The following is a 21,730-nucleotide window of genomic DNA, read 5'->3' on the forward strand; positions in this document are numbered from 1 at the left end:
AGAGCTTATATCTGGTATTCCAGGCAATCGTCGCCATGCCTCAGCCTGTGTTGCTGCGGTTCCAGTCCGAACAACTCCATCCGCCGCAACGGCGGCGAGTACAGGTGCAGGGTGACCAGATCTTCGCCGTCCGGCTGCTGGTTGGCCACCTGGTGGATGTCGAGATGACCGTTGACCACCAGGCTGCCGGCAGCCAGCTCGCGGGTTTCGCGCGAGGCCACCAAGCCGGACGGCGTTTGCTCGAATACGGTTTCGACGGCGACGCCCTGCAATACCCGCACGCCACACAGGCTGCCCCGGTGGTTGTGGATCTGGCTGCGCTGGCCGCTGCGCCAGCACAGCAACAATAGTTCGCAGAAATCGTTGGCGTAAATGCGGTTGCGGCGATACTGGCGGTCGCCGAAGCGCCAGAACGGCGCGAGGTCGGCGCGGGAGAGCCGCAACGCATGATGGAAGAGGCGGATTTCCTCCAGGCCGAGACTGGCGCGGCATTGCTCCAGCAGGCTCAGGCATGACAGCAGGCCGGCGCTCATGTCATCCGGCGACAATGGCGGGCTGGGCGCTTCCATCGGCTTCTCCTTCCGGTCCGGGCGTGAGGTTGGCGCATTGCGGCGATGTCTCGTCTCGACAGCTTGATGGAATATCGCTGGGGACGGCTTGATGTGCTTATCAGCGAATTCAGCTGGCGGCACGGTTGCGGTATAGCCGCTGCGGCGTGGAAAGTGGATGGCAGAAATGTCAGGGCAAGGATGACAGCGGCAGTTTCATCGTCTGTTTGATGGCGTTGAGCACGATGGTGGATTTCACGCTGCGCACCAGCGACAACTGCATCAGCTTGTTCATCACGAAGGTGGACAGCGAGGGCAGGTCCGGCACCACGATACGCAGCAGGTAGTCGGCTTCGCCGGCGGCGGCGTAGCATTCCAGCACTTCCGGCAAAGCGTGGATGGATTGGGCGAAGTCCAGCAGCGCGCTTTCGTTATGCCGCTCCAGGCTGACATTGGCGAAAGCCATCACGGAGAGGCCCACCTGCTCCGGATCCAGCGCCACTTGATAACCCTGGATGATGCCGCTTTGCTCCATGCGCTGGATGCGGCGGCCGATCTGCGAAGCGGACAGGGGTATTTCCTGCGCCAGCTTCTGGTGGGTGGCGCGGGCATCCTGTTGCAGTTGCTGCAGGATCTGCAGGTCGAAGCGGTCTAGCTCTATTTTGCGCATAATTTGCACTATATGACATTTAATGCGGCAAGTATGCAAAATTTATGGAATTTAGGCAAATAATGCGGTCTTCCCGCATGTTCAAGGGGCTAAACTAGAGTAAATAACCCACAGTTCCAGGAGCCCCGCAATGAACGACCGCGCCGACTTTGTCGTGCCCGACATCACCACCCGCAAGAATGTGGGGCTGAGTCACGACGCCAGCGATTACACGCTGCCGCAGCCGCTGGATCGTTACAGCGCGGAAGACCACGACACCTGGGCCACGCTTTACCAGCGCCAGTGCGCGCTGTTGCCGGGCCGCGCCTGCGACGAGTTCCTGCAGGGTCTGGAGCAATTGGGCGTGGACGCCGATAGGGTGCCGAACTTCGACAAGCTCAACCGGCAGCTGATGGCCGCCACCGGCTGGAAGATTGTCGCGGTGCCGGGGCTGATTCCCGACGACGTGTTCTTCGAGCACCTGGCTAACCGCCGCTTCCCCGTCACCTGGTGGCTGCGGGAGCCGCACCAGCTGGATTACCTGCAGGAGCCGGACGTGTTCCACGACCTGTTCGGCCATGTGCCGCTACTGATCAACCCGGTGTTCGCCGACTATCTGGAGGCCTACGGCAAGGGCGGCATGAAGGCCAAGAGCCTGGGCGCGTTGCCGATGCTGGCGCGCCTGTACTGGTACACGGTGGAGTTCGGCCTGATCGATACGCCGCAGGGCACGCGCATCTACGGCGCCGGCATCCTGTCCAGCAAGTCGGAGTCGATCTATTGCCTTGACAGCGCCAGCCCCAACCGGGTGGGTTTCGATCTGTTGCGCATCATGAATACCCGCTACCGGATAGACACCTTCCAGAAAACCTATTTCGTCATCGACAGCTTCAAGCAATTATTCGACGCCACCGCGCCCGACTTCACGCCGCTTTACCAGCAGTTGGCGGACGCGCAGCCGTGGGGCGCCGGCGATATCGCTCCAGACGACAAGGTGGTCAATCGCGGCGACCGGCAAGGTTGGGCCGACAGCGACGACGTCTAGACGGCTTTCCTGCAGATGGCCGGGCCTGCATTGCGCGGGCTTTTTTCATGTTTGCTGGCTGGGCTACAGCCATAGAAACAAGAAATAATTCAGAAACGCGGATACACCATCCCCTTAAACCTGCTAACTCCCGCATGGCAGGAGCCTATGGACGGACTGCGGCCGCTTGATCACTGCATGCACATTCTGTTTGCTGCATGGATGCCGGCCCGTCTGTTCATGTGTTTATGTCTGCATTCGCCATGACGCGCGTAGCTGATTCAGGCGGGATGTTCAGATCAACGGTGATCAAGCGAAGCCTATACACTAGTTATGATAACGGGTCGGGTCTGACCTGGAGCGCATAGAGGAAACTGGCCAGCGTGGTTCGACAGATGCATCGTGCTGCGCGCGATGCTCAACGGGGAACCGGGCGACCTATCGAGATGGCGAACATGCAAACGACAGAGCTGATTCCCTGCATCATATCCGGCGGAGCCGGTACCCGTTTATGGCCGGTTTCGCGTCAGGAGCTTCCCAAGCCTTTCATCCGGATGGCCGACAAGCAGAGCTTGCTGCAAAAGACTTTTCTGCGCGCGGCACGGCTGCCTGGCGTTCGGCGGATGATGGTGATCACCAGCCAGCAAGTGATGTTCCATACCTTGGCGGAGTACGGGGAGGTCAATGAACGGGGCCTGGATCTGGAAATGTTGTTGGAGCCGGTGGGCCGAAATACCGCTCCCGCCATCGCCGCCGCTGTCTTGGATGTGCTGTCGCGTGGCGATGGACGCCGCGTGATGTTGTTGGTGTTGCCAGCTGATCATCTGCTGGAGGACGAGGTGGCTTTTGCCGAGGCGGTGGCCCGCGCCCAAGCGTTGGCTGAGCAAGGCCGTCTTGTCACCTTTGGCTTGAAACCCAGCAGGCCGGAAACAGGTTTCGGCTATATCGAACAGGGAGAGGCCGTTTCCCAGCTGGGTTGCCGGGTGGCGCGCTTCATCGAAAAGCCGGATGCCGCCACCGCCGCCAGCTATCTGGCCGATGGCCGTTTCTTGTGGAATAGCGGCATGTTCTGTTTTGCCGCTGAAACCATGCGCGCTGAACTGGCCAGGCATGCGCCGGATGTGCTTGCCAGCGTCGCCGCGTGCCTGGAGGTCAGTCCGGACCTGGTTGGCGCCGGTCGTCGCCAGCGCGAACTGGATCGGGACAGTTTCAGCCGCTGTGCCGATATTTCCATTGATTATGCCGTGATGGAAAGATCGAGCGAAGTGGCGGTGGTGCCGTGTGAGTTGGGATGGAGCGATATTGGCAGCTGGGACAGCTTAGCCAAAGAATACCCGCAAGACGAAAACGGCAATGCCAGTTGCGGCGAGACGCTGCTTCACGATACCCATAATTCTTTCGTGCAAAGCTGCGGTCGGCTGGTGGCGACGCTGGGAGTGGACAATCTGTTGGTGATCGATACGCCGGACGCGTTGCTGGTAGCCGACCGCACCCGCAGCCAGGAGGTGAGAAACATCGCTGCGGAGTTAAAGCGACGCGGCCACCCGGCCTATTTGTTGCATCGCACCTCGCAACGTCCCTGGGGCCAGTACACGGTGCTGGAGGACAGCCCGCATTACAAGATCAAGCGTATTGTGGTCAGAGCAGGGGCTTCATTGTCGTTGCAATTGCATCACCATCGCAGCGAGCACTGGATCGTGGTCAGTGGCACCGCTCTGGTAATCAACGGCGAGGACGAGAAGCTGGTTCACACTAATCAATCCACCTTCATCCCTGCAGGGAAAAGGCATCGTCTGGCCAATCCGGGCGTGATCGAGCTGGTGATGATAGAAGTGCAGAGCGGCGATTACCTTGGCGAGGACGATATCGTCCGTTTCGACGACCACTATGGCCGAGGTCCGGCCGGATGACGCGCGCGGCGCCGGTGGCAACGGGCGGTCCGTATACTCCTAGCCGTATCCTGGCGCAACCCGCCAGTTTGACGAGGGCATTCTGATGCGCATTGCACTGCTGGCGCCGCTGCCGCCGGAGCAAAACGATATTGCCGATTACGCCGAGGCCTGGAGCCAAGCGATGCGCGTAGGCGGCGTCGATGTGTCGACTCCGCTGCGCGGCCAGACGCTGTCGCCCTATCCATTGCTGCTGGCCCGGCAAATGCAGAAAGTGGATTGGGGAGCGGTGGATTTGGTGCACGCCGAACTGGGCGGCGGCAACGAGTTCCTGGCGCTGGAATGGCTGGCCGAGAACCATCCCGATCTGCCGCTGACCGCCACCGCGCACGATCCCGAGCGGCTGGTGTGGCGACCGATGCGCTTGCCGGGGCCGCTGGCGCTGGCCGAACGCTTGCCGCGCCCTCTGTACCTGATGGCCGCGTTGCTGGCAGATCCTTTGTTGTTGGCGCGCGAGCGCAGCTTGGCTGCCAGATTGTCACGGTTGGTGTCCCTGACTGCTGGCGGGGCGCAGTGTCTGGCGCAAAAGATGCGGCTGCCGTCGGGGCGGGTGCTGCATATTGCGCATGGCAATCAGCCATTGCCGGCGGAGCCGTTGCCGCCAGTCCACCCATTGAAGCTGTTGTATTTCGGTTTTATCTCCCGCGGCAAAGGCATAGAGGATCTATTGCGCGCGCTGGCGATTCTAGGCAGAACGCGGCCCAGGCTGCCTGTGGAGCTGAAGTTGACCCTGGCGGGCGGGGCCGTGCTTGGCCGCGCCGGCAGCGATCTGGAGCGGCTGAAGGAGCATGCCCGGCGGTTGGGCCTGAGCGAGTCGATGCTGGAATGGCGGTTGAATGTGCCGATAGGCCAGGTTCCCAGGCTGGTCCAGTCGCATCACGCGCTGGCGCTGCCTTGCCGCGCATCGCCGAAATCAGCTTGGCTGGGTCGGCGCAGGGGGGGGCACGGCGTGTTGTCCTGGGCCGCCGCCTGTGGGCGCAGCGTGGTCAGCTCGGATGCCTTCGTCCAGGCCGAGGAGGTGTCGCGCGGCTACGGCGCGGTGTATCCGCAGGGGGATTGCCAGGCCTTGGCGCGCGAACTGGGGCGTTTGCTGGATGAGCCGCAGTTGCTGGCCGAACGCGGAGAGCGGGCTGCGGACCTGGGACGGGAGCGTGCCTGGCCGCGCATCGCCGAGCAGTTCCGGCAGGTGTTCGAGCCGTTGCGGCGCAGCAGGGCGGAATGAGCTTCTGGCCAGGCGGGCGATGCCGGAAGCCTGTTGCGGCTCGAACCGCCATCGCCGATGGCGCTAGTGGGTGGCGCCGCCCTCCACGGCCAGATCCTGGCGGTGGGCCAGCGCCAGCTCCACCGCCAGTTTGAGCGCCGCCACGCAGTCGTCCAGGCTCATGCTGGGGGCGCCGGGATGCTGGGCCGCCTGCTCGGGCAGGTAGGGAATATGGATGAAGCCGGCGCGCGGCCCGCGGCGGTGCAGCAGGCCGTACATCACATGGTTGCAGACGAAAGTGCCGGCGGTTTGCGATACCGAGGCCGGGATGCCTCGGGCGCGCAAGCCGGCGACGATGGCCTTGATCGGCAGCGTGGAGAAGTAGGCGGCCGGACCGTCCACGGCGATGGACCTGTCTATCGGTTGCTGGCCGGCGTTGTCGGCGATGCGGGCGTCGTCGATATTGATCGCCACCCGTTCCACGCTGATATCCGCCCGGCCGCCGGCCTGGCCGACGGCGATGACCATGGCCGGCCGCAATTCGGCCAGATGGCCGTCCAGCGCCGCAAGCGCCGCGCCGAATACGCAGGGCAACTGGCGCGCGACGATGCGCGCGCCGCCCAGTTGCACGCCATCCAGCCGGCGGGCGGCCTCCCAGGACGGATTGACGGTTTCGCCGCCAAATGGCTCGAAGCCGGTCAGCAGTACGGTTTTCATCTTGTGTTCTCCTCAGCGGAACATCAGCCAGTTCATCAGCGCGGCGTTGACCGCCAGCAGCAGCAGCGCGGTGGGCACCTGGGCCTTGATCACGGCGTTCTTGTCCGGCAGCTCCAGCAAGGCGACCGGCACGATGTTGAAATTGGCCGCCATCGGCGTCATCAGCGTGCCGCAGTAGCCGGAGAACATGCCTATCGCCGCCATTACCGCCGCGTCGCCATGATGCATTCCCAGCAGGAAGGGAATGCCGATGCCGGCGGTCATCACCGGGAAGGCGGCGAAGGCATTGCCCATGATCATGGTGAGCAGCGCCATCCCCAGCACGTAGGCCAGCACCGCCACCCAGCGGGTGTCCAGCGCTAGATAGCCGGTGGCCATATGCGCCACCGCCTTGCCGGCGCCGGCATCGGCAAACAGCAGGCCCAGCACCGCCAGCATCTGCGGCAGCAGCACGGCCCAGCCCATGCAGTCCAGCAAGCGGCGGGTTTCGCGCATGCCCTGGGCGGGCGTTTCCCGGGTCAGGCGGCAGGCCAGCGCGAAAGAGGCCAGGCAGGAAACGCCCAGTGCCAGCAGGGTGACGTTCTTGGGGTCGAACAGCGGCGCGCCGGCCAGTTTCATATCCTTGACCGCCAGGCTGAGCGCCACGGTCAGCAATGGCACCAGCAGCGAGGGCAGAAACACCTTGCGGCCCAGCTTCTGCAGGCTGTCCTGTAAACGGAGCGCCGGCAAGGCGACATGGTGGCCGCTGCCGAGACGGCCCAGGCCGGCCAGCAGCACGATGGCCAGCACGATGATGCCGGAGAGTTCGGCCGGCAGCCAGTCGCCGGCCAGGAACAGCAGGCCGAACAGTCCCCAGAAGGCGGCGCTGCCGTAGCGGCGCGGGTGGGTGGTGTCGGCCAGCGTGTAGGCGGCCACCAGCAGTAGCGCCGCGCCGGCCAGCCAGTACAGGTAATCGACATGCAGGATCATGCGTGCTGCTCCTTCAGCCTGGGCGCCGCGCCGGAACGGCGCAGCAACTGGTGCTCCAGCCGCATCAGCCGCGCGGCGTGGATGATGAAGGCGAACAACGCGGTGGGAATGCCCCATAGCGCGATGTGCAGCGGCTCGGCGGCGACGCCGTTCTCTTGCAGGAAGGTGTGCATCAGGATCACCGCGCCGAAGGCGACGAAGATGTCTTCGCCGAAGAACAGGCCGACATTGTCGGTGGCGGCGCACATGGCGCGCAGCTGCTGCTGTTGCGCCGGATTGAGCTCGCCGTGCTGTTTTTCCCAGGCGCCTTCGGTCATCGGCGCCAGGATGGGACGCACCATCTGCGGGTGGCCGCCCAGGCCGGTGAGGCCGAGCGCGGCGGACAACTCGCGCACCAGCAGGTAGGCGATCAGCAGACGACTGGCGGTGGCGTTGCGTATGCCCTGTATCCAGTCGCGGGCCTGTTCGCGCAGGCCATGCCTTTCCATCAGTCCGGCCACCGGCAGCACCAGCAGTAGGATCAGGGTGAGATTGCGGGTTTTCATGAAGCCCTGGCCCAGCTTGGCGAGGATGGCCAGCGGCATCATGCCGGCGGCCAGGCCAGTGACGATGCCGGCGGCGCATACCACCAACAGCGGATTGAAGCGCAGCAGGAAGCCTGCGACGACCACCGCTATGCCTAGCAGCGGCCACAGATTGACAGCTTGATCCATGGTGTCTCCTTGGGTTGGGCCGCGTCGCGGTCTTGCCGCCGCCTGGCGCGGCGCTTGCTATTTGCCTGCGCTCACCTTGACGCCTTGCGCGGCGAGGTGCTGGCGCAGGCGGTCGGCGAATTCCGCCGCGCAGGGACCGTCGCCGTGCAGGCAGATGGTGTCGGCGCGCAGCGGCACGCTTTCGCCGTTGACCGCGAGCACCCGCTGCCGTCGCACCAGGTCGTCGACCTGGGCCAGCATCGCCTCGGCGTTGTCCAGCAGGTCGCCTGGCGTGCCGCGCGGCACCAGGCTGCCGTCGGGGCGGTAGCCGCGGTCGGCGAAAGCCTCCTGCCACACGGCCAGCCCCTCGGTGCGGCAGGCGGAGAGGAAGCGGCTACCGGCCAGGCCCACCACCCGCAGGGCGGGGTTGAAGTCGCGGATGGCGCGGGCCAGGACGGCGGCCAGCGCGGGGTCGCGCGCAGCCTGGTTGTACAGCGCGCCGTGTGGTTTGACGTGGCGCATCGCGCCGCCCTCGGCGCGGACGATGGCGTCAAGCGCGCCCAGTTGATACAGGAAGCCGGCGCGGATGGTTTCAGGCGACAACTGCATTTCGCTGCGGCCGAAGTTGTCGCGGTCGGGAAAGCTGGGGTGGGCGCCGATGGCGACGCCGCGTTGCAGCGCCATGCGCACTACCTGCAGCATGGTTTCCGCGCTGCCGGCATGCCAGCCGCAGGCGATGTTGGCCGAGCTGATGTGCTCGAGCAGCGCGGCGTCGTCGCCGCAGTCTTCTCCCAGGTCGGCGTTGAGGTCAATTTGCATGCAGCAGCCTTTCGATGCGGTTCTGATAGCGCAGCAATTGCTGGCGGGCCTGGCGGGCGCTGTCCTGATCCGCCGGGATGAAATGCAGCTCGCTGCCCAGCGCGGCCTGCCCCAGCTGCCACAGGTCCGACTCTACCACCATGCCCAGCCGGGGATAGCCGCCGGTGGCCTGGGCGTCGGCCATCAGCACGATGGGCTGGCCGTCCGGCGGCAACTGGATCAGCCCGGGCAGCACGCCGTGGGACAGCATGCTGCCGCCTTCCCCGGAGGGCAGCGGCGGGCCGGCCAGCCGATAGCCCATGCGGTTGCTGTGCGGCGTCACCCGCCAGCGCGTATGCCAGAAGCGCTCGCGCGCCGGCTTGGGCAGCAAGTGGAACTCCGGTCCGGGGCAGACCCGGATCTGGTTGCCGGGACGGGGCAGCCAGACGCCGATCCTCGGTCCGGGCGGCTGGGGCTCGCCCAGCGGCAGCCGGTCGCCGTCGCGCAGCGCGCGCCCGTCCAGGCCGCCGAAGCCGGCCATCAGGTCGGTGCTGGCCGAGCCCATCGGGCGCGCCGCCACGATGCCGCCGTCCAGCGCCAGGTAGGCGCGCATGCCGAAGCGCGGCGCTTGCAGCTGCAGCACCTGCCCGGCATGAAAGCGGGTGCGCCAGCCTGGCCATACCGGCGCGCCGTCGAGCAGGGCCAGACAGTCGGCTCCGGCCAGCGCCAGCTGGCCGTCGCGCAGCAGGCGAAAGCTGGCCGGCGGCAGCGTGATCTCCAGCGCGGCGGTATTGGCGTGATTGCCCACCAGGCGGTTGGCGATGCCCAGCGCCAGCGTGTCCATGGCGCCGGCGCGGCAGACGCCGAGATGCCGGACGCCGAAGCGTCCCAGATCTTGCACCGTGGTTTGCGGTCCGGCCTTGATCACTTCCAGCATGCGGGCTCCTCGATGGCGACGAAGCGGACGATGTCGCCCGGCTGCAGGCTGCAGGGCGGCTGGCGGTTGGGATCGAACAATACGACGTCGCTGTGGCCTATGATTTGCCAGCCGCCGGGTGAGGCGGCCGGATAGATGCCGGTCTGGCTGCCGCCTATCGCCACCGAGCCGGCCGGTACTTTGGTTCTGGGCGCGGCGCGGCGCGGCGTGGCCAGCCGGGACGCCAGGCCGCCCAGGTAGGCGAAGCCGGGCTGAAAGCCGAGGAAGAAAACCGTGTAGTCGCTTGCGCAATGCATGTCCACCACCTGGCGCGAGCTAAGTCCGCAGTGACGCGCCACTTCGTCCAGATCCGGGCCGTGCCGGCCGCCGTAGCAAACCGGAATTTCCACCCGCCGCTGCGGGATGTCGGCCTGTCCGGCTTGCTGCCACAGCTTGCGCAGCCGGGCCGGCAACGCGGCTGCGAGCGGCGAATCCGCGTGCAGCTCCACGGTGAGGTTGTTCATGCCCGGCACGATTTCGCGTATGCCGTCGCCGCCTTGCAGCTGCTGGGACAGCCACCAGATGCGGCGCTGGCAATCCAGGGTGGCGGGCGGGGGCATTTCCAGCGTCAGCGCCTGGCTGCCCAGCCAGTGTATCGAGGGGGAGGAGGGAAGGGCTGTAGGCATCGGGTTTTGAAGAAATGCGGTTTGGGAATATAGTTATGATTATGGGTTAATTGAATGTAATGATGCAATGTTAATAATTTCTCGTCAATTTATTAGAATAAAGGGATGGGAAGGCCTTGGATTTCGAGAAACCGGAGACGAATGTCAATGACGAATGATTTGCCGAAGATCGTGTCTTCACAGCATCTGGTGTCGGAGCGCAGCCCTGAGTTGTCGGAGTTCGAATTCAGCCTGACAGTGGTGAACAATGCCTTCCACCGCTGGATGGTGCGTTGCATGGCCGCCGCCGGGGAAAAGGACATGACGCCGACCGAGGTGCTGCTGGTGCATCACGTCAATCATCGCGGCCGGCAGAAGAAGCTGGCTGACATTTGCTTCGTGCTGAACATGGAGGATACCCATGTGGTGGCCTATGCCTTGAAGAAGCTGGTGAAGATGGGGTATGTGCACAGCGAGAAGAACGGCAAGGAAGTGCTGTTTTCCACCACCGACAGCGGGCGCGAGCTGTGCGAGCGCTACCGCCAGGTACGCGAGCAATGTCTGATGCCGACGCTGAGCGATGGCGGCATCGCCAACCCGGCCATCGGGGAGGTGGCCCAGCTGATGCGCGCGCTGGCCGGGGTGTACGATCAGGCGGCGCGGGCCGGCGCCTCGTTCTGAAGCTTGGCCGGGCTGAGGTCTACAGCACGGCCCACAGCGCCAGGATGGCCACCAGCACCAGCACCCCGGTCAGGATCTGCGAAGTGCTTTTTTCTTTTTGCAGCGCGCGCTTGATGCTGTCGTGCGCGCCTTCCAGCTGGTCTATCCTCTGCTGCATCGACGCCCTGGTCTCGTCCTGGCTGGCCAGCGTCTTCAGCATGTCTTCGCCGCCGAACTCCTTGATCGCGTCCTTGTTCCAGACGCCCAGCAGCTTGTTCACCTTGTCCTTGAAGTACAGCGCGCTGCGTTGGGCCGGGTCCTGCCATTCGAACTGGAAGCCCTGGGTGGCGAAGAAGGCATGCCGCTGCAGCCGCTCTTCCTCGGAGTTGCTCTGACCCATGGTGACCAGGCCGGGGGTGATCGCGTAGTCGGGATAGATGCCCTTGGCCCAGGCGATGATGTTGGCGAACAGATAGGTTTCCAGATTGCTGCCCACCAGGCCCGGGCTGCAGCTCACCCCGCTCTTGGGGCCGAAGGTGACGGTCTTGCTCGGCCGATCCACTCGTATCCAGGCGACGTTGTACACGGTGTGGAAGCGGTTGTCGTCCCCCTCCAACATCTGCCAGTGCTGGCCGTCGGCGCGGGCGTAGCCGCGGAATTGCAGGCGGAAATAGTCGGATTGCGCGGTCATCGCCCGGCTGCGCTGCAAGATGCCGTAGATGGGGCCGCCTTCCATATTCAGCGTGAGGATGGTTTCGCCCAGAGGCATGGCCAGATTGGCCAGGTTGATCTCGTTTTCCGGCGGCGGCAGCGGAATGTCTTCCGCCTGATGGGTAGGAGGATTGTTTTGCGCGCTGGCGGGAGTGGTCATCTGCGATTGCGTTCTTTAAGCGGACTATATTTTCGGGACGAGCGCGGCCTGGCCGTCAGGCGTCGGCCATTTGATTCTATCCTACATTCTAGAGAACTACCGGCTAAGCCACAAACCGGTTCCGGCAGCCGCGCCGGCATCGCGAGGGGAGGGGCATTGAAAATCCGCCATGAGATCTGGCTATGCGTTTTGTGCGCGCCCGCGATGGCGGCCGGACTGTGTCCGCGGCCGCTGAGCGTGGGTTGGGATCAGTGGCCGCCATTCCACTACCGCACCACCCAGGGTCGGATGGCCGGCTATGCGGTGGAGGTGCTCAACGCCGCGGCGCAAAGACTGGGCTGCACCTTGGAATACCGCCAGACGCCTTGGCCGCGCACGTTGCAGCAATTGCAGACCGGTCAGCTGGATATCGCGATGCAGGCGCTGAAAACCCCCGCGCGCGAACGGTTCGCCTGGTTCGCCTCCGGCTACAGCCCCACCTTCATCCGCTTCTGGGCCCGGGCCGAGCGTGTCGACCGCTGGAAGGTGCGCAGGCTGGAGGATATCGGCAGGTTGGGGCCGTTGACGCTGGGGGTGACGCGCGGCGACAGCTTCGGCCCGCAGCTGGACGCCTGGCTGCGGGCGCCGCCGGCCAATGTCAGGGTGGAGGTGGGCGGGGAACTGGAGGGCAATCTGCGCAAGCTGCAGCTGGGGCGGGTGGATCTGCTGCTGGCGTCAGGCAACGCGGCGCGCGGCATCTTGAGCGGTTTGCCGGCCAAGCCGGCGGTCGCGCCGCTGGCGCTGTCCTGGTATGTCGGCGACGCCTATTTCGTTTTCAGCCGCGGCAGCGTGCCGGAGCCGCTGTTCCGCGCGTTTGACGGCGCGCTGCGGGAAATGAAGCGCGACGGCACCTTGCCGGCCATCTACCGCCGCAACTTCGCCGAGGCCTATCCCGTCGATTGAGGCGGCGCGCTGGGGCGGCTCAGGCCTTGAGTATCGGCAGCGGGCGGAAACGTCCGCCCAGCACATTGCGGCTGTCCTTGCCCCACCAGCTGTCTATCGCGGTGGCGTAGACCTGGCGGAAATCTATCGCGTGCTGCAGATTGCCGTCGCTGACGCCGGCCAGCTGCAGCGTCTGGCCGTATAGCCCGCCATGCACCCGCCCGCCGGCGGCGAAGTGGACGCTGGCGGTGCCGTGGTCGGTGCCGCGGTTACCGTTCTCGCGCGGGCGGCGGCCGAATTCGGCATAGCTGAGAACCAGGGTATCGTCCCAGCGGCCTTGCTGGCTCAGCTCGCTGCGCAACTGGGCCAGGCCGTCGGCCAGTTCGGCCAGCAGCCGCGCCTGCACCGGCTGCTGGTTGCCGTGGGTGTCGAAGCCGGTGAGGGTGATGCGGGCGACGGCGATGTCTACGCCGCGCGACAGGGTGTCGGAGAGCGTGCGCACCGCTTGGCCGAAGCCGCCGTTCGGTTTGGGTCCGGCCATCGGCGATTCGCTGGCGGCAGTGCGCGGCAGCGGGGCCAGGCTGGCCGCGGCCTGGCGGATGTCGCCTTCCACTTTCAGGATGTGCTCCAGCGCCGAGCCGGCGTGGCCGGGCTGCTGGTCGGCCACCAGCTTGGCCTGGCGCGCGAAATCCTGCGGATTGGACAGCACCACCGCGCGCGAGCCGCCGTCCAGCGGCCCCAGCACTTGGCTGGACAGCACCACGCCGTCGGCGGCGAAGTTTTTCGGCGTCGGCTGCTCGCGGAACAGCCGGGTCAGCCAGCCTTCGCTCAGGTATTGCTGGCTGGCGGAGGCGGTATCCCAGATTTCTATCGAGCGGAAGTGCGATAGATTGGGCTCGGGGTAACCGACGCCCTGCAATAGCGCCAGCTGCTGGTCCTGCCACAGCGGCATCAGCGGCGACAGCGCTGGATTCAGGCCGACCTCGCCGTTCAGCTGCAACACCTGCTCGCGGGCGATGGCGATGCCGGGGCGCAGCCGGTAGTAATCGGCGCTGGCGTAGGGCACCACGGTGTTGAGGCCGTCGTTGCCGCCTTTCAACTCCACCAGCACCAGCAGCCGTTGATAGCCGGCAGGCGCCAGCGCCCAACTGAGGTTGGGCAGCACCGACACCATCAGTCCGGCGCCCATGGTCTTGAGAAATTCGCGTCGCTTGAACATGGCGGTTTCCTTACTCAACCTGGTAGGCCGGGTCCAGCAGCAGCTGGGCGATGGCTTTGGCGCCGCTGGTATCCGGCGGCAGGGGATTGGCGGGCGGCAGCGCCAGCAACAGGCGGGCGCTGTCGGTGGCGCTGCGCGCATGATAGATGGCCGCCCATTCGTCGGGCTGCAGCTTCATCGAGTTGAGGCCGTTGGCGGCAAAACGGCGGATGCGTGCCTCGCGGCCGGCCATTTCGCTCATGTCGCCGTCGGCCTGGGCGAAGGCGTCGCGCGCGGGGGCGGCGTCGTGAGCGATGCGGTCGAGGAACTGCTTGCGGGTGAGCAGGGTGGCGCTGTTGATCCAGGCTTCGCCGCCGGGCCAGCCCTTGACGTTGGGCGGAGCGAACAGGTCCTGGCCCAACTGGCGGTTGAGGCCGGCTATCACCCTCCAGTCGGCCGGCATCAGGTCGAAGGTGACCAGGGTGCCGACGGTCAGTTCCACCGGCGATTTCACCAACTGGCCCTGGCTGCGCCAGAACTGCGGCGTCAGCAGCATGGCCCGCAGCAGCGGCTTGATCTGGTAATGGCTGCGGCGGAACTGCTCGGCCAGCCGGCCCACTGTCGCCGGGTCGGGCGTCGGCGACACGAAGTTGCGCCACAGCTTGTTGGTGACGAAGACCGCGGTGGCAGGCTGTTGCAGCAGCAGGTCGATCACGTCGTTGCCGTCGAAATTGCCGCGCTGGCCGAAGATCGTCTTCTCGCCGGTATCGCGCAGCCGCGGTCGCACGATGAACTGGTCATCATGGTCCAGCCCCCAGCCGGTGAAGGCGCGCGCCGCCTCGCGGATGTCCTGTTCGCTGTAATGGCCCTCGCCCAGCGTGAACAGCTCCATCACCTCGCGGGCGAAGTTCTCGTTGGGTTGTTCCTTGCGGTTGTTGGCGGTGTCCAGGTAGCGCATCATCGCCGGGTCGCGCGCCACCGCGTGCAAGAGCTGGCCGAAGTCGCCCAGCGCGTAATGGCGCAGCAGCAGGTTCTGCTGGTACATCATTTGCGGCGACCTCACCTTGTCCAGCGCCGAGACAAAGTGGTTGTGCCAGAACAGGGTCATCTTCTCGGTCAGCGGCGACGGCGTGTTGCGCATCTCGGTCAGCCACCAGCTGCGCAGTTCCACCGCATGTTGGTTGCGCTCCTGCTGCAGCGTCTTTTTCTGCTCTTCGGTGAGGCCGGGCTGGCCGGGACGCTCGAAGGGGTCGTTGGCCCAGCCGGGCGGCGGGGTGACGGCCTGGGTGGCGGTGGCCGCCAGCACCTTGTCCACCGCCGCCTCCCGGCTGAGCGGCGCGTACACGGCGATCTGCGCCGGATTGGCGCCGAAGCCGGTGCGCAGCAGCAGATGGCGGGCGCCGTCTATGCCTATGTCGGCCATGGCCAGTATGGGCAGGCTGCACAGGGAGGCGCCCAGCAGGATGTTTTTGATCATTGTTTTCACCACGGATAGCCAAAAGCGGGTTCGTTTCTCAGCTTAGCCATTTGTTCTAATACCGGTGTTAAGCGGTGGGGCCAGAGTGTTAAGTTGTATGGCCGCATCTGCGCTATACTGTCGCCCTGTCACCGGGGGTGCCCTGCAAACGGGCTGAGAGACACCCTGAGAACCTGATCTGGATCATGCCAGCGGAGGGAGCGTGATGTGCGGGATATCGCCCGCCTTGCCTGCTTGCTCCGTGGTTTCACCGCACGGAGATTGTCCATGAAGTTGTTCCCCAAACTCGCCATCATCGTTTTGAGCCTGGCCTGCCTGTCTGTTCAGGCGGCGGAATTGCGCGTGCTGGCCCACAGTTCGTTCAGCGTAGACAAGCCGCTGTTGGCGGCGTTCGAAAAGCAATACGGTGCCAAGGTGTCCATCATCAAGGCCGGCGACGCCGGCGAGATGGCCAATAAGCTGATCCTGACTAAGTCCAACCCGATCGCCGACGTGGTGTTCGGCCTGGACAACAGCCTGATCGGCAAGGCGCAGCAGGCTGGCGTGCTGGCGCCGCTGCCGGCGGAACTGGCGCGCGGCGGCAAGGTGAGTTTGCCCGGCGCGGTCGCCATCGACTACGGCTACGTCACCCTCAACTACGACAAGGCCTGGTTCGCCAAGCGCAAGCTGGCGCTGCCCAGGTCGTTGGACGATCTGACCCAGCCGGCCTACAGGGACCTGCTGGTGGTGGAGAATCCCGCCACCTCCAGCCCGGGCCTGGCCTTCCTGGCGTCCACCATCCATGCGCTGGGCGAGGACAAGGCCTTCGCCTTGTGGGGCAAGCTGCGCGACAACGGCGTGAAGGTGAGCAAGGGTTGGACCGAGGCTTATTACACCGATTTCTCCAAGAACGGCGGCGGCCGCCCCATCGTGGTGAGCTACGCCACCAGCCCGGCGGCGGAGGTGTTCTACAGCAAGGAGAAGCCTGCCGAAGCGCCTACCGCCAACCTGTTGCTGCCGGGCACGGTGTTCCGTCAGGTGGAGGGCGCGGCGCTGGTCAAGGGCGGCAAGGAACCGCAACTGGCGCAGCAGTTCATCGCTTTCCTGCGTTCCGACGCGGTACAGAAAGACATCCCCACCCGGATGTGGATGTACCCGGCGGCGGACAATATCGCGCTGGATCCGGTATTCAAGCACTCGTTGCTGCCGGTTTCGCACGACACGCCGGATGCCGCCACCCTGGCCGCCAAGCAGCGCGGCTGGATCAGCCGCTGGACGCGGGTGGTGTTGAAGTCGGCTGGCTAGTCCGGCTTGACGGGTCGATAATGCCGGTTTGTCTGAAACTGAGCGAAACGTCATGATGATCGAGGATATTGTCGCCCCTCGTCTGATCCTGCGCCATATGAGCGCAGACTTCCTGCAAGCCTGCCTGCGCGGCGATATCGACGCCGCGGCGGCGGCGCTGGGTTGCCAGCCGGACGCCGGCTGGCTGGCGGAGGGTGAACTGATGGCGATGCGGCTGGACGACATGGCGCAACAGCCGGAGTATGCGCCGTGGTCGGTGCGCGCCATGCTGCGCCGCGACGATCTGGCGATGGTGGGGCATATCAATTTTCACACCCTGCCGGGCCATCCCTATCTGCGGGGCCACGGCGACGTCGAGCTGGGATACGCCGTCTACCCGGCTTTCCGCCGCCTGGGCTATGCGCGCGAGGCGCTGCTGGCGATGGCGGGCTGGGCGGCTGGGCAGGGCGGAGTGCAGCGGCTGGTGCTGTCGATAGCGCCGGACAACCTGCCGTCGCAGCGGCTGGCGGCGCAGCTGGGCTTCGCCAAGGTGGCCCAGGTGCGCGACGACGAGGGTTGCGAAGAGGTGTTGACGGCCGATTGGCCGTTGTCTGGAGCAAGTATTTGAAGCAGTTTGACGCGCGGCGGCTGGCGCTGGCCGGCCTGCCCTTGTTGTTCTTGTCCGCGCTGGCGCTGGCGCCGCTGGCGCGGCTGCTGGCGGAAGGCGGGCTGAGGATCAGTCCCGGCCTGTTTGCCGACGGCTATCTGCGCTGGCGGCTGGGCTGGTCCTTGCTGCAGGCGGCGGTCAGCTGCCTGCTGTGCCTGTTTATCGGCGTGCCCCTGGCCTGGCTGTTGGCGCGCTACCGTTTTCCCGGCCGCGGCTTGCTGCTGCGGCTGTTGATACTGCCTTTCGTGATGCCCACCCTGGTGGCGGCGATGGGGGTGCTGGCGCTGTTCGGCCCGCAGGGCGCGGCCGGCGTCAATCTGCAGGACACGCCGTGGCTGCTGCTGTACGGCAACCTGTTCTTCAATCTGCCGCTGGTGGTGCGCGCCGCCTGCGACGGCTTCTCACAGGTGCCGGCCAGCCGGCTTGCCGCCGCCCGCACGCTGGGGGCGACGCGCTGGCGCGCCTTCTGGCGGGTGGAATGGCCGGCGGCGCTGCCCTGGCTGATGTCCAGCCTGTGCCTGGTCTTCCTCTACTGTTTCTCCGGCTTTGGCCTGGCCCTGATTCTGGGCGGGCAGCGCTACGCCACGCTGGAAGTGGAAATCTACACCCTGGTGGCTTACGAACTGAATCTGGCCGACGCCGGCGCGCTGGCCCTGCTGGTGCTGCTGGTGTGCGGGACCATCGCCGCCGTCTACGCCGCGCTGGCGCGCAGGCTGGCCACCAGCGCCAAAGTGGAGCCCTTGCCCTTGCAGCCGGTGCGAAATTGGCGCGAGAGGCTGGCTCTGCTGGCGGGTTTGGCGGTGTTGCTGTTGTTCGCCGGCCTGCCGCTGCTGGCGGTGCTGTGGCGCGGCCTTGCCGCCGCCGGCAGCTGGCTGGCCTTGTGGGATGAGGATACCCGGCTGGCGCTGTTCAACAGCGCCCGCTTCACCGCGCTGACGGTGCTGGCCGCCGGCGCGCTGGGCCTGTGCCACGCTTTGGCCGCCGGCCGCAGCCTGGCGCTGCGGGCCCTGATTTTCCTGCCTTTCGTCGCCTCGCCGGTGTGCGTGGCTTTCGGCCTCTTGCTGCTGTACCCGCAGTGGAGCGCGGCGTTGGCCCTGCTGTTGGCGGCTTATGCGCTGCTGGCCTACCCCTTCGTGTCCAAGGCCTTGCTCTCGGCGCTGGACGGCCAGCCGCCGCATTGGGCCCAGGCGGCGCGCAGCCTGGGGGCCGGCCCGTGGCGGGTGTTCCGCCGCGTGCAGTGGCCGCTGCTGCAGCCGGCGCTGCGGCGCGGCCTGGCTTTCGCCGCGGCGACGGCGGTGGGAGAGTTCGCGGTGACGCTGTTCCTGTCGCGGCCGGAATGGCTGACGCTGACCACGCTGATCTACCAGCGGCTGGGCCGGCCCGGCGCGGCCAATATGGATGCGGCGATGCAACTGTCCTGCCTGTTGATGCTGCTGGCGCTGCTGGCGTTCTGGATAATCGAGTCGAGCGGCGGCGCGCCGGCTGGACATAAGGAGGGTGGCCATGCTGGCGCTGCAAAATCTGAGTAAGCGTTTCGGCCAGCGCCGGGTGGCGGACGACATCTCGCTAAACGTGGCCGCTGGCGAGACGCTGGCCTTGCTGGGGCCATCCGGCTGCGGCAAGAGCACGCTGCTGAAGATGATCGCCGGTTTGGCGCGGCCGGATAGCGGCGAGCTGCGCTTTGACGGAACCGACCTGGCAGCCTTGCCGCCGGAGCGGCGCGGCTTCGCGCTGATGTTCCAGGATTTCGCGCTGTTTCCGCATCTGGACGCGCTGGGCAATGTGATGTTCGGCCTGATCGAGCAGGGCTGCGCCCGGCGCCAGGCGGCGGTCCAGGCTGGGGCGATGCTGGCCAGGGTGGGCCTGGCCGAGCATGGCGCGCGCAAGGTATGGACGCTGTCCGGCGGCGAGCAGCAGCGGGTGGCGCTGGCGCGTGCGCTGGCGACGCAGCCGCGGCTGTTGCTGCTGGACGAGCCTTTTTCCAGCTTGGACGCGGATCTGCGCAGCCAACTGCAAAGGGAGTTTCGCGCCTTGCTGCGCGAGGCCGGCATGCCGGCCATCATCGTCACCCATGACCGCGACGAAGCCTTCGCGCTGGCGGACCGGGTGGCGGTGCTGAAAGATGGCCGCCTGCTGCAATGCGCGGCGCCGGAAAAATTGCTGGCGCAGCCGGCGGATGCCTGGCTGGCGCGTTTTATCGGTTACGACAACGTGACCGAGCAGGCGGCGATCCCTCCAGCCGCCATTCTGCTGGGAGAGGATCAGCCCGCCGCGACGGTAATCGAGCTGATTCCGCTGGCCGAGGGCGCGAGAGTCAAAGTGGCGGCGGCGCAGGGAGAACTGGTGCTGACCTTGTCCGCCAGGGAGGCGGCGCGCTGGGGCGCAGCGCTGTTCGTAGGCGGCGAAATCGGCGTGGGGGTGGACGAGACCGCGCTGCTGCGTTTTCACTGACTCAGGCGGCGAGTCCGCGTGGCAGACCGGGTGGTGTTGGCTCAGGCTTCCGGATTGCGGGCGGCTCAAGCCATGTTACCGGGCTTGCGTCGCGTTCCACATCTTGGCCAGCAGCGTCAGCAGCTGGCTTTTTTCTTGCGCGTCCAGCGCGTCGGTGAGCGCCGAGCAGCTGCGCCAGAATCCAGGCAGCGCATCTCCCAGCACGGTTCTGGCCTGGTCCGTCAGCTTGAGCTGCAGGCTGCGCCGATCGGTGGGGTGGGGCGTTCGGGCGATCAGTCCGCGTTTTTCCAGCCAGTCCAACAAGCCGGTGGCGGAGGCGCGGGTGATGCCGCAGTAATTGGCGATACTGGATGGAGTCGGCGTGTCATCGCCGAAGCAGCCCTTCTCCTGCAGCAAGAACAGCATGAGCACTTGCAGCTTGTTTTCTGACAAGCCGTGCTCCGCCAGCCTTTCATTGACCAGCTTGAGTGCGTCATCGCCCAGCCATAGCAGCAGCAAACCCGCCGTCGCGCCATCTTCCGCGTTATCCGCAGGCAAGGTTTCCCGCATCAGTAGCAGATGGGGGGCTTGGAGTCCGGCGGATTCTTCACGCCAGGAGGGTGTGTCTGCGGTATTCATGGTCCATCGATCGCTAGGAGAGCTGCACGGATGCTAGCGGAAAAGCGACAAAGCGTCGATCTCTTGAAATAATTAGGTTGACTAATTATATGTCTGACGTACTATTTGAGCTCATTCTGTCAAAAGGAGCTGTCATGACGATTTCGATTCAAGCGCTTCACCATGTCGGTTTCGCCGTCCCGCCCGGTAAAGTGGAAGCGATGCGGGATTTCTATCAACAGGTGTTCGGCCTTGAGACCGATCCGACGCGCTGGGACATTCCCGGCGTGCCCGGCTGCTTTCTCGATCTGCCGGACGCGCGGCAGTTGCACGTGATGGGCAATGCCGGCGAGTCGCGTTACGCCCAGGGGCCGGGCCGGGATCCGGTGGCCAATCATGTCGCCCTCACCGTGGACAGTTTGGCTCATGCCGCCGAGGCGCTGAGCGGCTTGGGGCTAGACTTTTTCAGCCAGCGCAATGTGGCGGCGGATCGCTTGACTCAACTATTCCTGCGCGATCCAGCGGGCAACCTGCTGGAGTTGCGGCAGGCGGAGACGTCCGCTGCTTGATGGGGGCGGCAGCTTCGAAGGCGGGCAGCGACAACAAGGAGGGCCGCGGACGGGAGTGAAGTCATGCGCATGGCTGGCGCGAAGGCATGCTACGTGATGCCGCGCCAGCCGGAAAGCGCGGCAGTGTTTGGCCATGGCTTGGGAGATCGCTACGCGGCCTGGGACTTTGCAGAGAAACGCCAGGGTCAGCGCGTGCGCCTCAGCTCCATCGGCGTCAGGCCGTAGCGTTGGCGGAAACGGGCGCTGAAGCGCGAGGCGGAGGCGTAGCCGCTGCTGGCCGCGATGTCGGCGATGGCGCGCTCGCCGTTCTGCACCTGTTGCAAGGCCAAGCCCATGCGCACGTTTTCCAGAATGCCGCGAAAGCTGCTGTCCTCTTCGGCCAGATGGCGGCGCAGGGTGGATGCGCCTTGATTAAGCCGCCGCGCCGCCATGTCCACGCTCCAACCGGCGGCGGGGTCGAGCAGAAGCAAGTGCCGCACCTGCTCGGTGACGGTGCCGACGGCGGGGCGCAGCAGCGGTTCGACCTGTCCCGCCAAGGCCAGGGCCAGCAGCGCGCCGAAGGCGTGGTGAGTGGACATTTCCGGCGCGTCATCCGCGCGCAGGCTGTTTAGCAGGACGTTCCAGGCGAACTCGGCGCACGGGTCCAGCCGCGGGCACAGTTCGAATCCTGGCCGTTGCTTCAGCAACAGGGGGCCGTGGCGCTGGCGGAAATCTTCCAGCAACTCGGGCGGCAAGCTGACGATGTCGGCGAGATAGCCGTCCGGCCCGGCCGACATTTCCCGCTCGCCCAGCCAGATGCGTTTGAGGCCTAGGCGGACGCGGCATAGCGCCGGCACGAACACGGGAACCCGCTTGATGTTCTGCGGCAGACGGGCGCGGATCTCTCCGGCCTCGATGCGGCTGAGGCGGTGACGCGGAGCGGACATCA

At 65.7% G+C, this 21,730-nt stretch carries 23 protein-coding genes and 1 riboswitch; of the genes, 10 read left to right on the top strand and 13 right to left on the bottom strand.

Going from position 1 to position 21,730, the window contains the following annotated elements:
* Nucleotides 1-5: 5 nt before the first annotated feature.
* Entirely contained in the window at nt 6-569 is a 564-nt protein-coding gene (locus tag BI347_RS16500; protein ID WP_071116501.1) for a cysteine dioxygenase, read from the bottom strand.
* Between the two features lie 169 nt (nt 570-738).
* Complete coding sequence (locus tag BI347_RS16505) at nt 739-1,218, bottom strand: Lrp/AsnC family transcriptional regulator (protein ID WP_071114067.1); 480 nt, start codon at nt 1,216-1,218, stop codon at nt 739-741.
* Between the two features lie 130 nt (nt 1,219-1,348).
* Between BI347_RS16505 and phhA the strand changes: the two genes are divergently transcribed.
* The 3 genes from phhA (at nt 1,349) to BI347_RS16520 (ending at nt 5,392) form a co-directional block, all read left to right on the top strand.
* Nucleotides 1,349-2,242: a phenylalanine 4-monooxygenase gene (phhA, locus tag BI347_RS16510; RefSeq protein ID WP_071116502.1), complete on the top strand. Its 894-nt coding sequence runs from the start codon at nt 1,349-1,351 to the stop codon at nt 2,240-2,242.
* 362 nt (nt 2,243-2,604) lie between these two features.
* On the top strand, nt 2,605-4,131 hold the full coding sequence (locus tag BI347_RS16515; RefSeq protein ID WP_239690929.1) for a mannose-1-phosphate guanylyltransferase/mannose-6-phosphate isomerase: 1,527 nt from the start codon (nt 2,605-2,607) through the stop codon (nt 4,129-4,131).
* 85 nt (nt 4,132-4,216) lie between these two features.
* Nucleotides 4,217-5,392: a glycosyltransferase gene (locus BI347_RS16520; RefSeq protein WP_071116503.1), complete on the top strand. Its 1,176-nt coding sequence runs from the start codon at nt 4,217-4,219 to the stop codon at nt 5,390-5,392.
* Nucleotides 5,393-5,455: 63 nt separating this feature from the next.
* Here the strand turns inward: BI347_RS16520 and pcp are convergent, their stop codons facing one another.
* Genes pcp through pxpB form a run of 6 tightly spaced genes read right to left on the bottom strand, consistent with a single transcriptional unit; the run spans nt 5,456 to nt 10,149 of the window.
* Nucleotides 5,456-6,088, bottom strand: a complete 633-nt coding sequence (pcp, locus tag BI347_RS16525; protein WP_071114063.1) for a pyroglutamyl-peptidase I — start codon at nt 6,086-6,088, stop codon at nt 5,456-5,458.
* Between the two features lie 12 nt (nt 6,089-6,100).
* Nucleotides 6,101-7,057: a DUF979 domain-containing protein gene (locus tag BI347_RS16530; protein WP_071116504.1), complete on the bottom strand. Its 957-nt coding sequence runs from the start codon at nt 7,055-7,057 to the stop codon at nt 6,101-6,103.
* Complete coding sequence (locus BI347_RS16535) at nt 7,054-7,770, bottom strand: DUF969 domain-containing protein (protein WP_071116505.1); 717 nt, start codon at nt 7,768-7,770, stop codon at nt 7,054-7,056. The genes BI347_RS16530 and BI347_RS16535 overlap by 4 nt, the downstream gene beginning before the upstream one ends.
* Nucleotides 7,771-7,827: 57 nt before the next feature.
* A complete protein-coding gene (gene pxpA, locus BI347_RS16540; RefSeq protein WP_071116506.1) occupies nt 7,828-8,568 on the bottom strand; it encodes a 5-oxoprolinase subunit PxpA in 741 nt (246 codons plus the stop codon).
* The gene (locus BI347_RS16545) at nt 8,558-9,484 is read right to left on the bottom strand and encodes a 5-oxoprolinase subunit C family protein (RefSeq protein WP_071114059.1); all 927 of its coding nucleotides are present in this window, start codon (nt 9,482-9,484) and stop codon (nt 8,558-8,560) included. The genes pxpA and BI347_RS16545 overlap by 11 nt, the downstream gene beginning before the upstream one ends.
* A complete protein-coding gene (gene pxpB / locus BI347_RS16550) occupies nt 9,472-10,149 on the bottom strand; it encodes a 5-oxoprolinase subunit PxpB (protein WP_071116507.1) in 678 nt (225 codons plus the stop codon). Before pxpB ends, BI347_RS16545 begins: the two co-directional genes overlap by 13 nt.
* Nucleotides 10,150-10,320: 171 nt before the next feature.
* Between pxpB and BI347_RS16555 the strand changes: the two genes are divergently transcribed.
* A complete protein-coding gene (locus BI347_RS16555; protein WP_239690930.1) occupies nt 10,321-10,809 on the top strand; it encodes a winged helix DNA-binding protein in 489 nt (162 codons plus the stop codon).
* Between the two features lie 19 nt (nt 10,810-10,828).
* Here the strand turns inward: BI347_RS16555 and BI347_RS16560 are convergent, their stop codons facing one another.
* Nucleotides 10,829-11,659: a hypothetical protein gene (locus BI347_RS16560; RefSeq protein WP_071116509.1), complete on the bottom strand. Its 831-nt coding sequence runs from the start codon at nt 11,657-11,659 to the stop codon at nt 10,829-10,831.
* Between the two features lie 156 nt (nt 11,660-11,815).
* On the opposite strand from BI347_RS16560, the gene BI347_RS16565 reads away from it, so the two are divergent.
* Nucleotides 11,816-12,601: a substrate-binding periplasmic protein gene (locus tag BI347_RS16565; protein WP_158020808.1), complete on the top strand. Its 786-nt coding sequence runs from the start codon at nt 11,816-11,818 to the stop codon at nt 12,599-12,601.
* A gap of 19 nt (nt 12,602-12,620) precedes the next feature.
* Here the strand turns inward: BI347_RS16565 and BI347_RS16570 are convergent, their stop codons facing one another.
* Together BI347_RS16570 and BI347_RS16575 are read right to left on the bottom strand one after the other, a co-directional pair.
* Nucleotides 12,621-13,799, bottom strand: coding sequence for a DUF1501 domain-containing protein (locus tag BI347_RS16570; protein ID WP_071116511.1), 1,179 nt, complete (start codon nt 13,797-13,799; stop codon nt 12,621-12,623).
* 10 nt (nt 13,800-13,809) lie between these two features.
* Nucleotides 13,810-15,255, bottom strand: coding sequence for a DUF1800 domain-containing protein (locus BI347_RS16575; protein WP_071116512.1), 1,446 nt, complete (start codon nt 15,253-15,255; stop codon nt 13,810-13,812).
* A 123-nt stretch (nt 15,256-15,378) separates the two neighbouring features.
* Nucleotides 15,379-15,473: riboswitch (TPP riboswitch) on the top strand.
* A gap of 49 nt (nt 15,474-15,522) precedes the next feature.
* Between BI347_RS16575 and BI347_RS16580 the strand changes: the two genes are divergently transcribed.
* Genes BI347_RS16580 through BI347_RS16595 form a run of 4 tightly spaced genes read left to right on the top strand, consistent with a single transcriptional unit; the run spans nt 15,523 to nt 19,636 of the window.
* Nucleotides 15,523-16,539 carry a thiamine ABC transporter substrate-binding protein gene (locus BI347_RS16580; RefSeq protein ID WP_071116513.1) on the top strand — a complete coding sequence of 339 codons (1,017 nt, stop codon included), beginning with the start codon at nt 15,523-15,525 and terminating at the stop codon, nt 16,537-16,539.
* A 52-nt stretch (nt 16,540-16,591) separates the two neighbouring features.
* Complete coding sequence (locus tag BI347_RS16585; RefSeq protein WP_083338997.1) at nt 16,592-17,146, top strand: GNAT family N-acetyltransferase; 555 nt, start codon at nt 16,592-16,594, stop codon at nt 17,144-17,146.
* Nucleotides 17,143-18,714, top strand: coding sequence for an ABC transporter permease (locus BI347_RS16590; protein ID WP_071116514.1), 1,572 nt, complete (start codon nt 17,143-17,145; stop codon nt 18,712-18,714). The genes BI347_RS16585 and BI347_RS16590 overlap by 4 nt, the downstream gene beginning before the upstream one ends.
* Nucleotides 18,689-19,636, top strand: a complete 948-nt coding sequence (locus BI347_RS16595; RefSeq protein ID WP_071114050.1) for an ABC transporter ATP-binding protein — start codon at nt 18,689-18,691, stop codon at nt 19,634-19,636. Before BI347_RS16590 ends, BI347_RS16595 begins: the two co-directional genes overlap by 26 nt.
* A 75-nt stretch (nt 19,637-19,711) precedes the next feature.
* Here the strand turns inward: BI347_RS16595 and BI347_RS16600 are convergent, their stop codons facing one another.
* Nucleotides 19,712-20,254, bottom strand: a complete 543-nt coding sequence (locus tag BI347_RS16600) for a MarR family winged helix-turn-helix transcriptional regulator (protein WP_071114049.1) — start codon at nt 20,252-20,254, stop codon at nt 19,712-19,714.
* A 134-nt stretch (nt 20,255-20,388) separates the two neighbouring features.
* Between BI347_RS16600 and BI347_RS16605 the strand changes: the two genes are divergently transcribed.
* Entirely contained in the window at nt 20,389-20,802 is a 414-nt protein-coding gene (locus tag BI347_RS16605; protein WP_071116515.1) for a VOC family protein, read from the top strand.
* Nucleotides 20,803-20,987: 185 nt separating this feature from the next.
* Here BI347_RS16605 and BI347_RS16610 read toward each other — a convergent pair whose 3' ends face one another.
* Nucleotides 20,988-21,728, bottom strand: coding sequence for a helix-turn-helix transcriptional regulator (locus BI347_RS16610; protein ID WP_071116516.1), 741 nt, complete (start codon nt 21,726-21,728; stop codon nt 20,988-20,990).
* Nucleotides 21,729-21,730 lie beyond the last annotated feature (2 nt).

This window comes from Chromobacterium sphagni, from assembly GCF_001855575.1.
Classification (GTDB): domain Bacteria; phylum Pseudomonadota; class Gammaproteobacteria; order Burkholderiales; family Chromobacteriaceae; genus Chromobacterium; species Chromobacterium sphagni.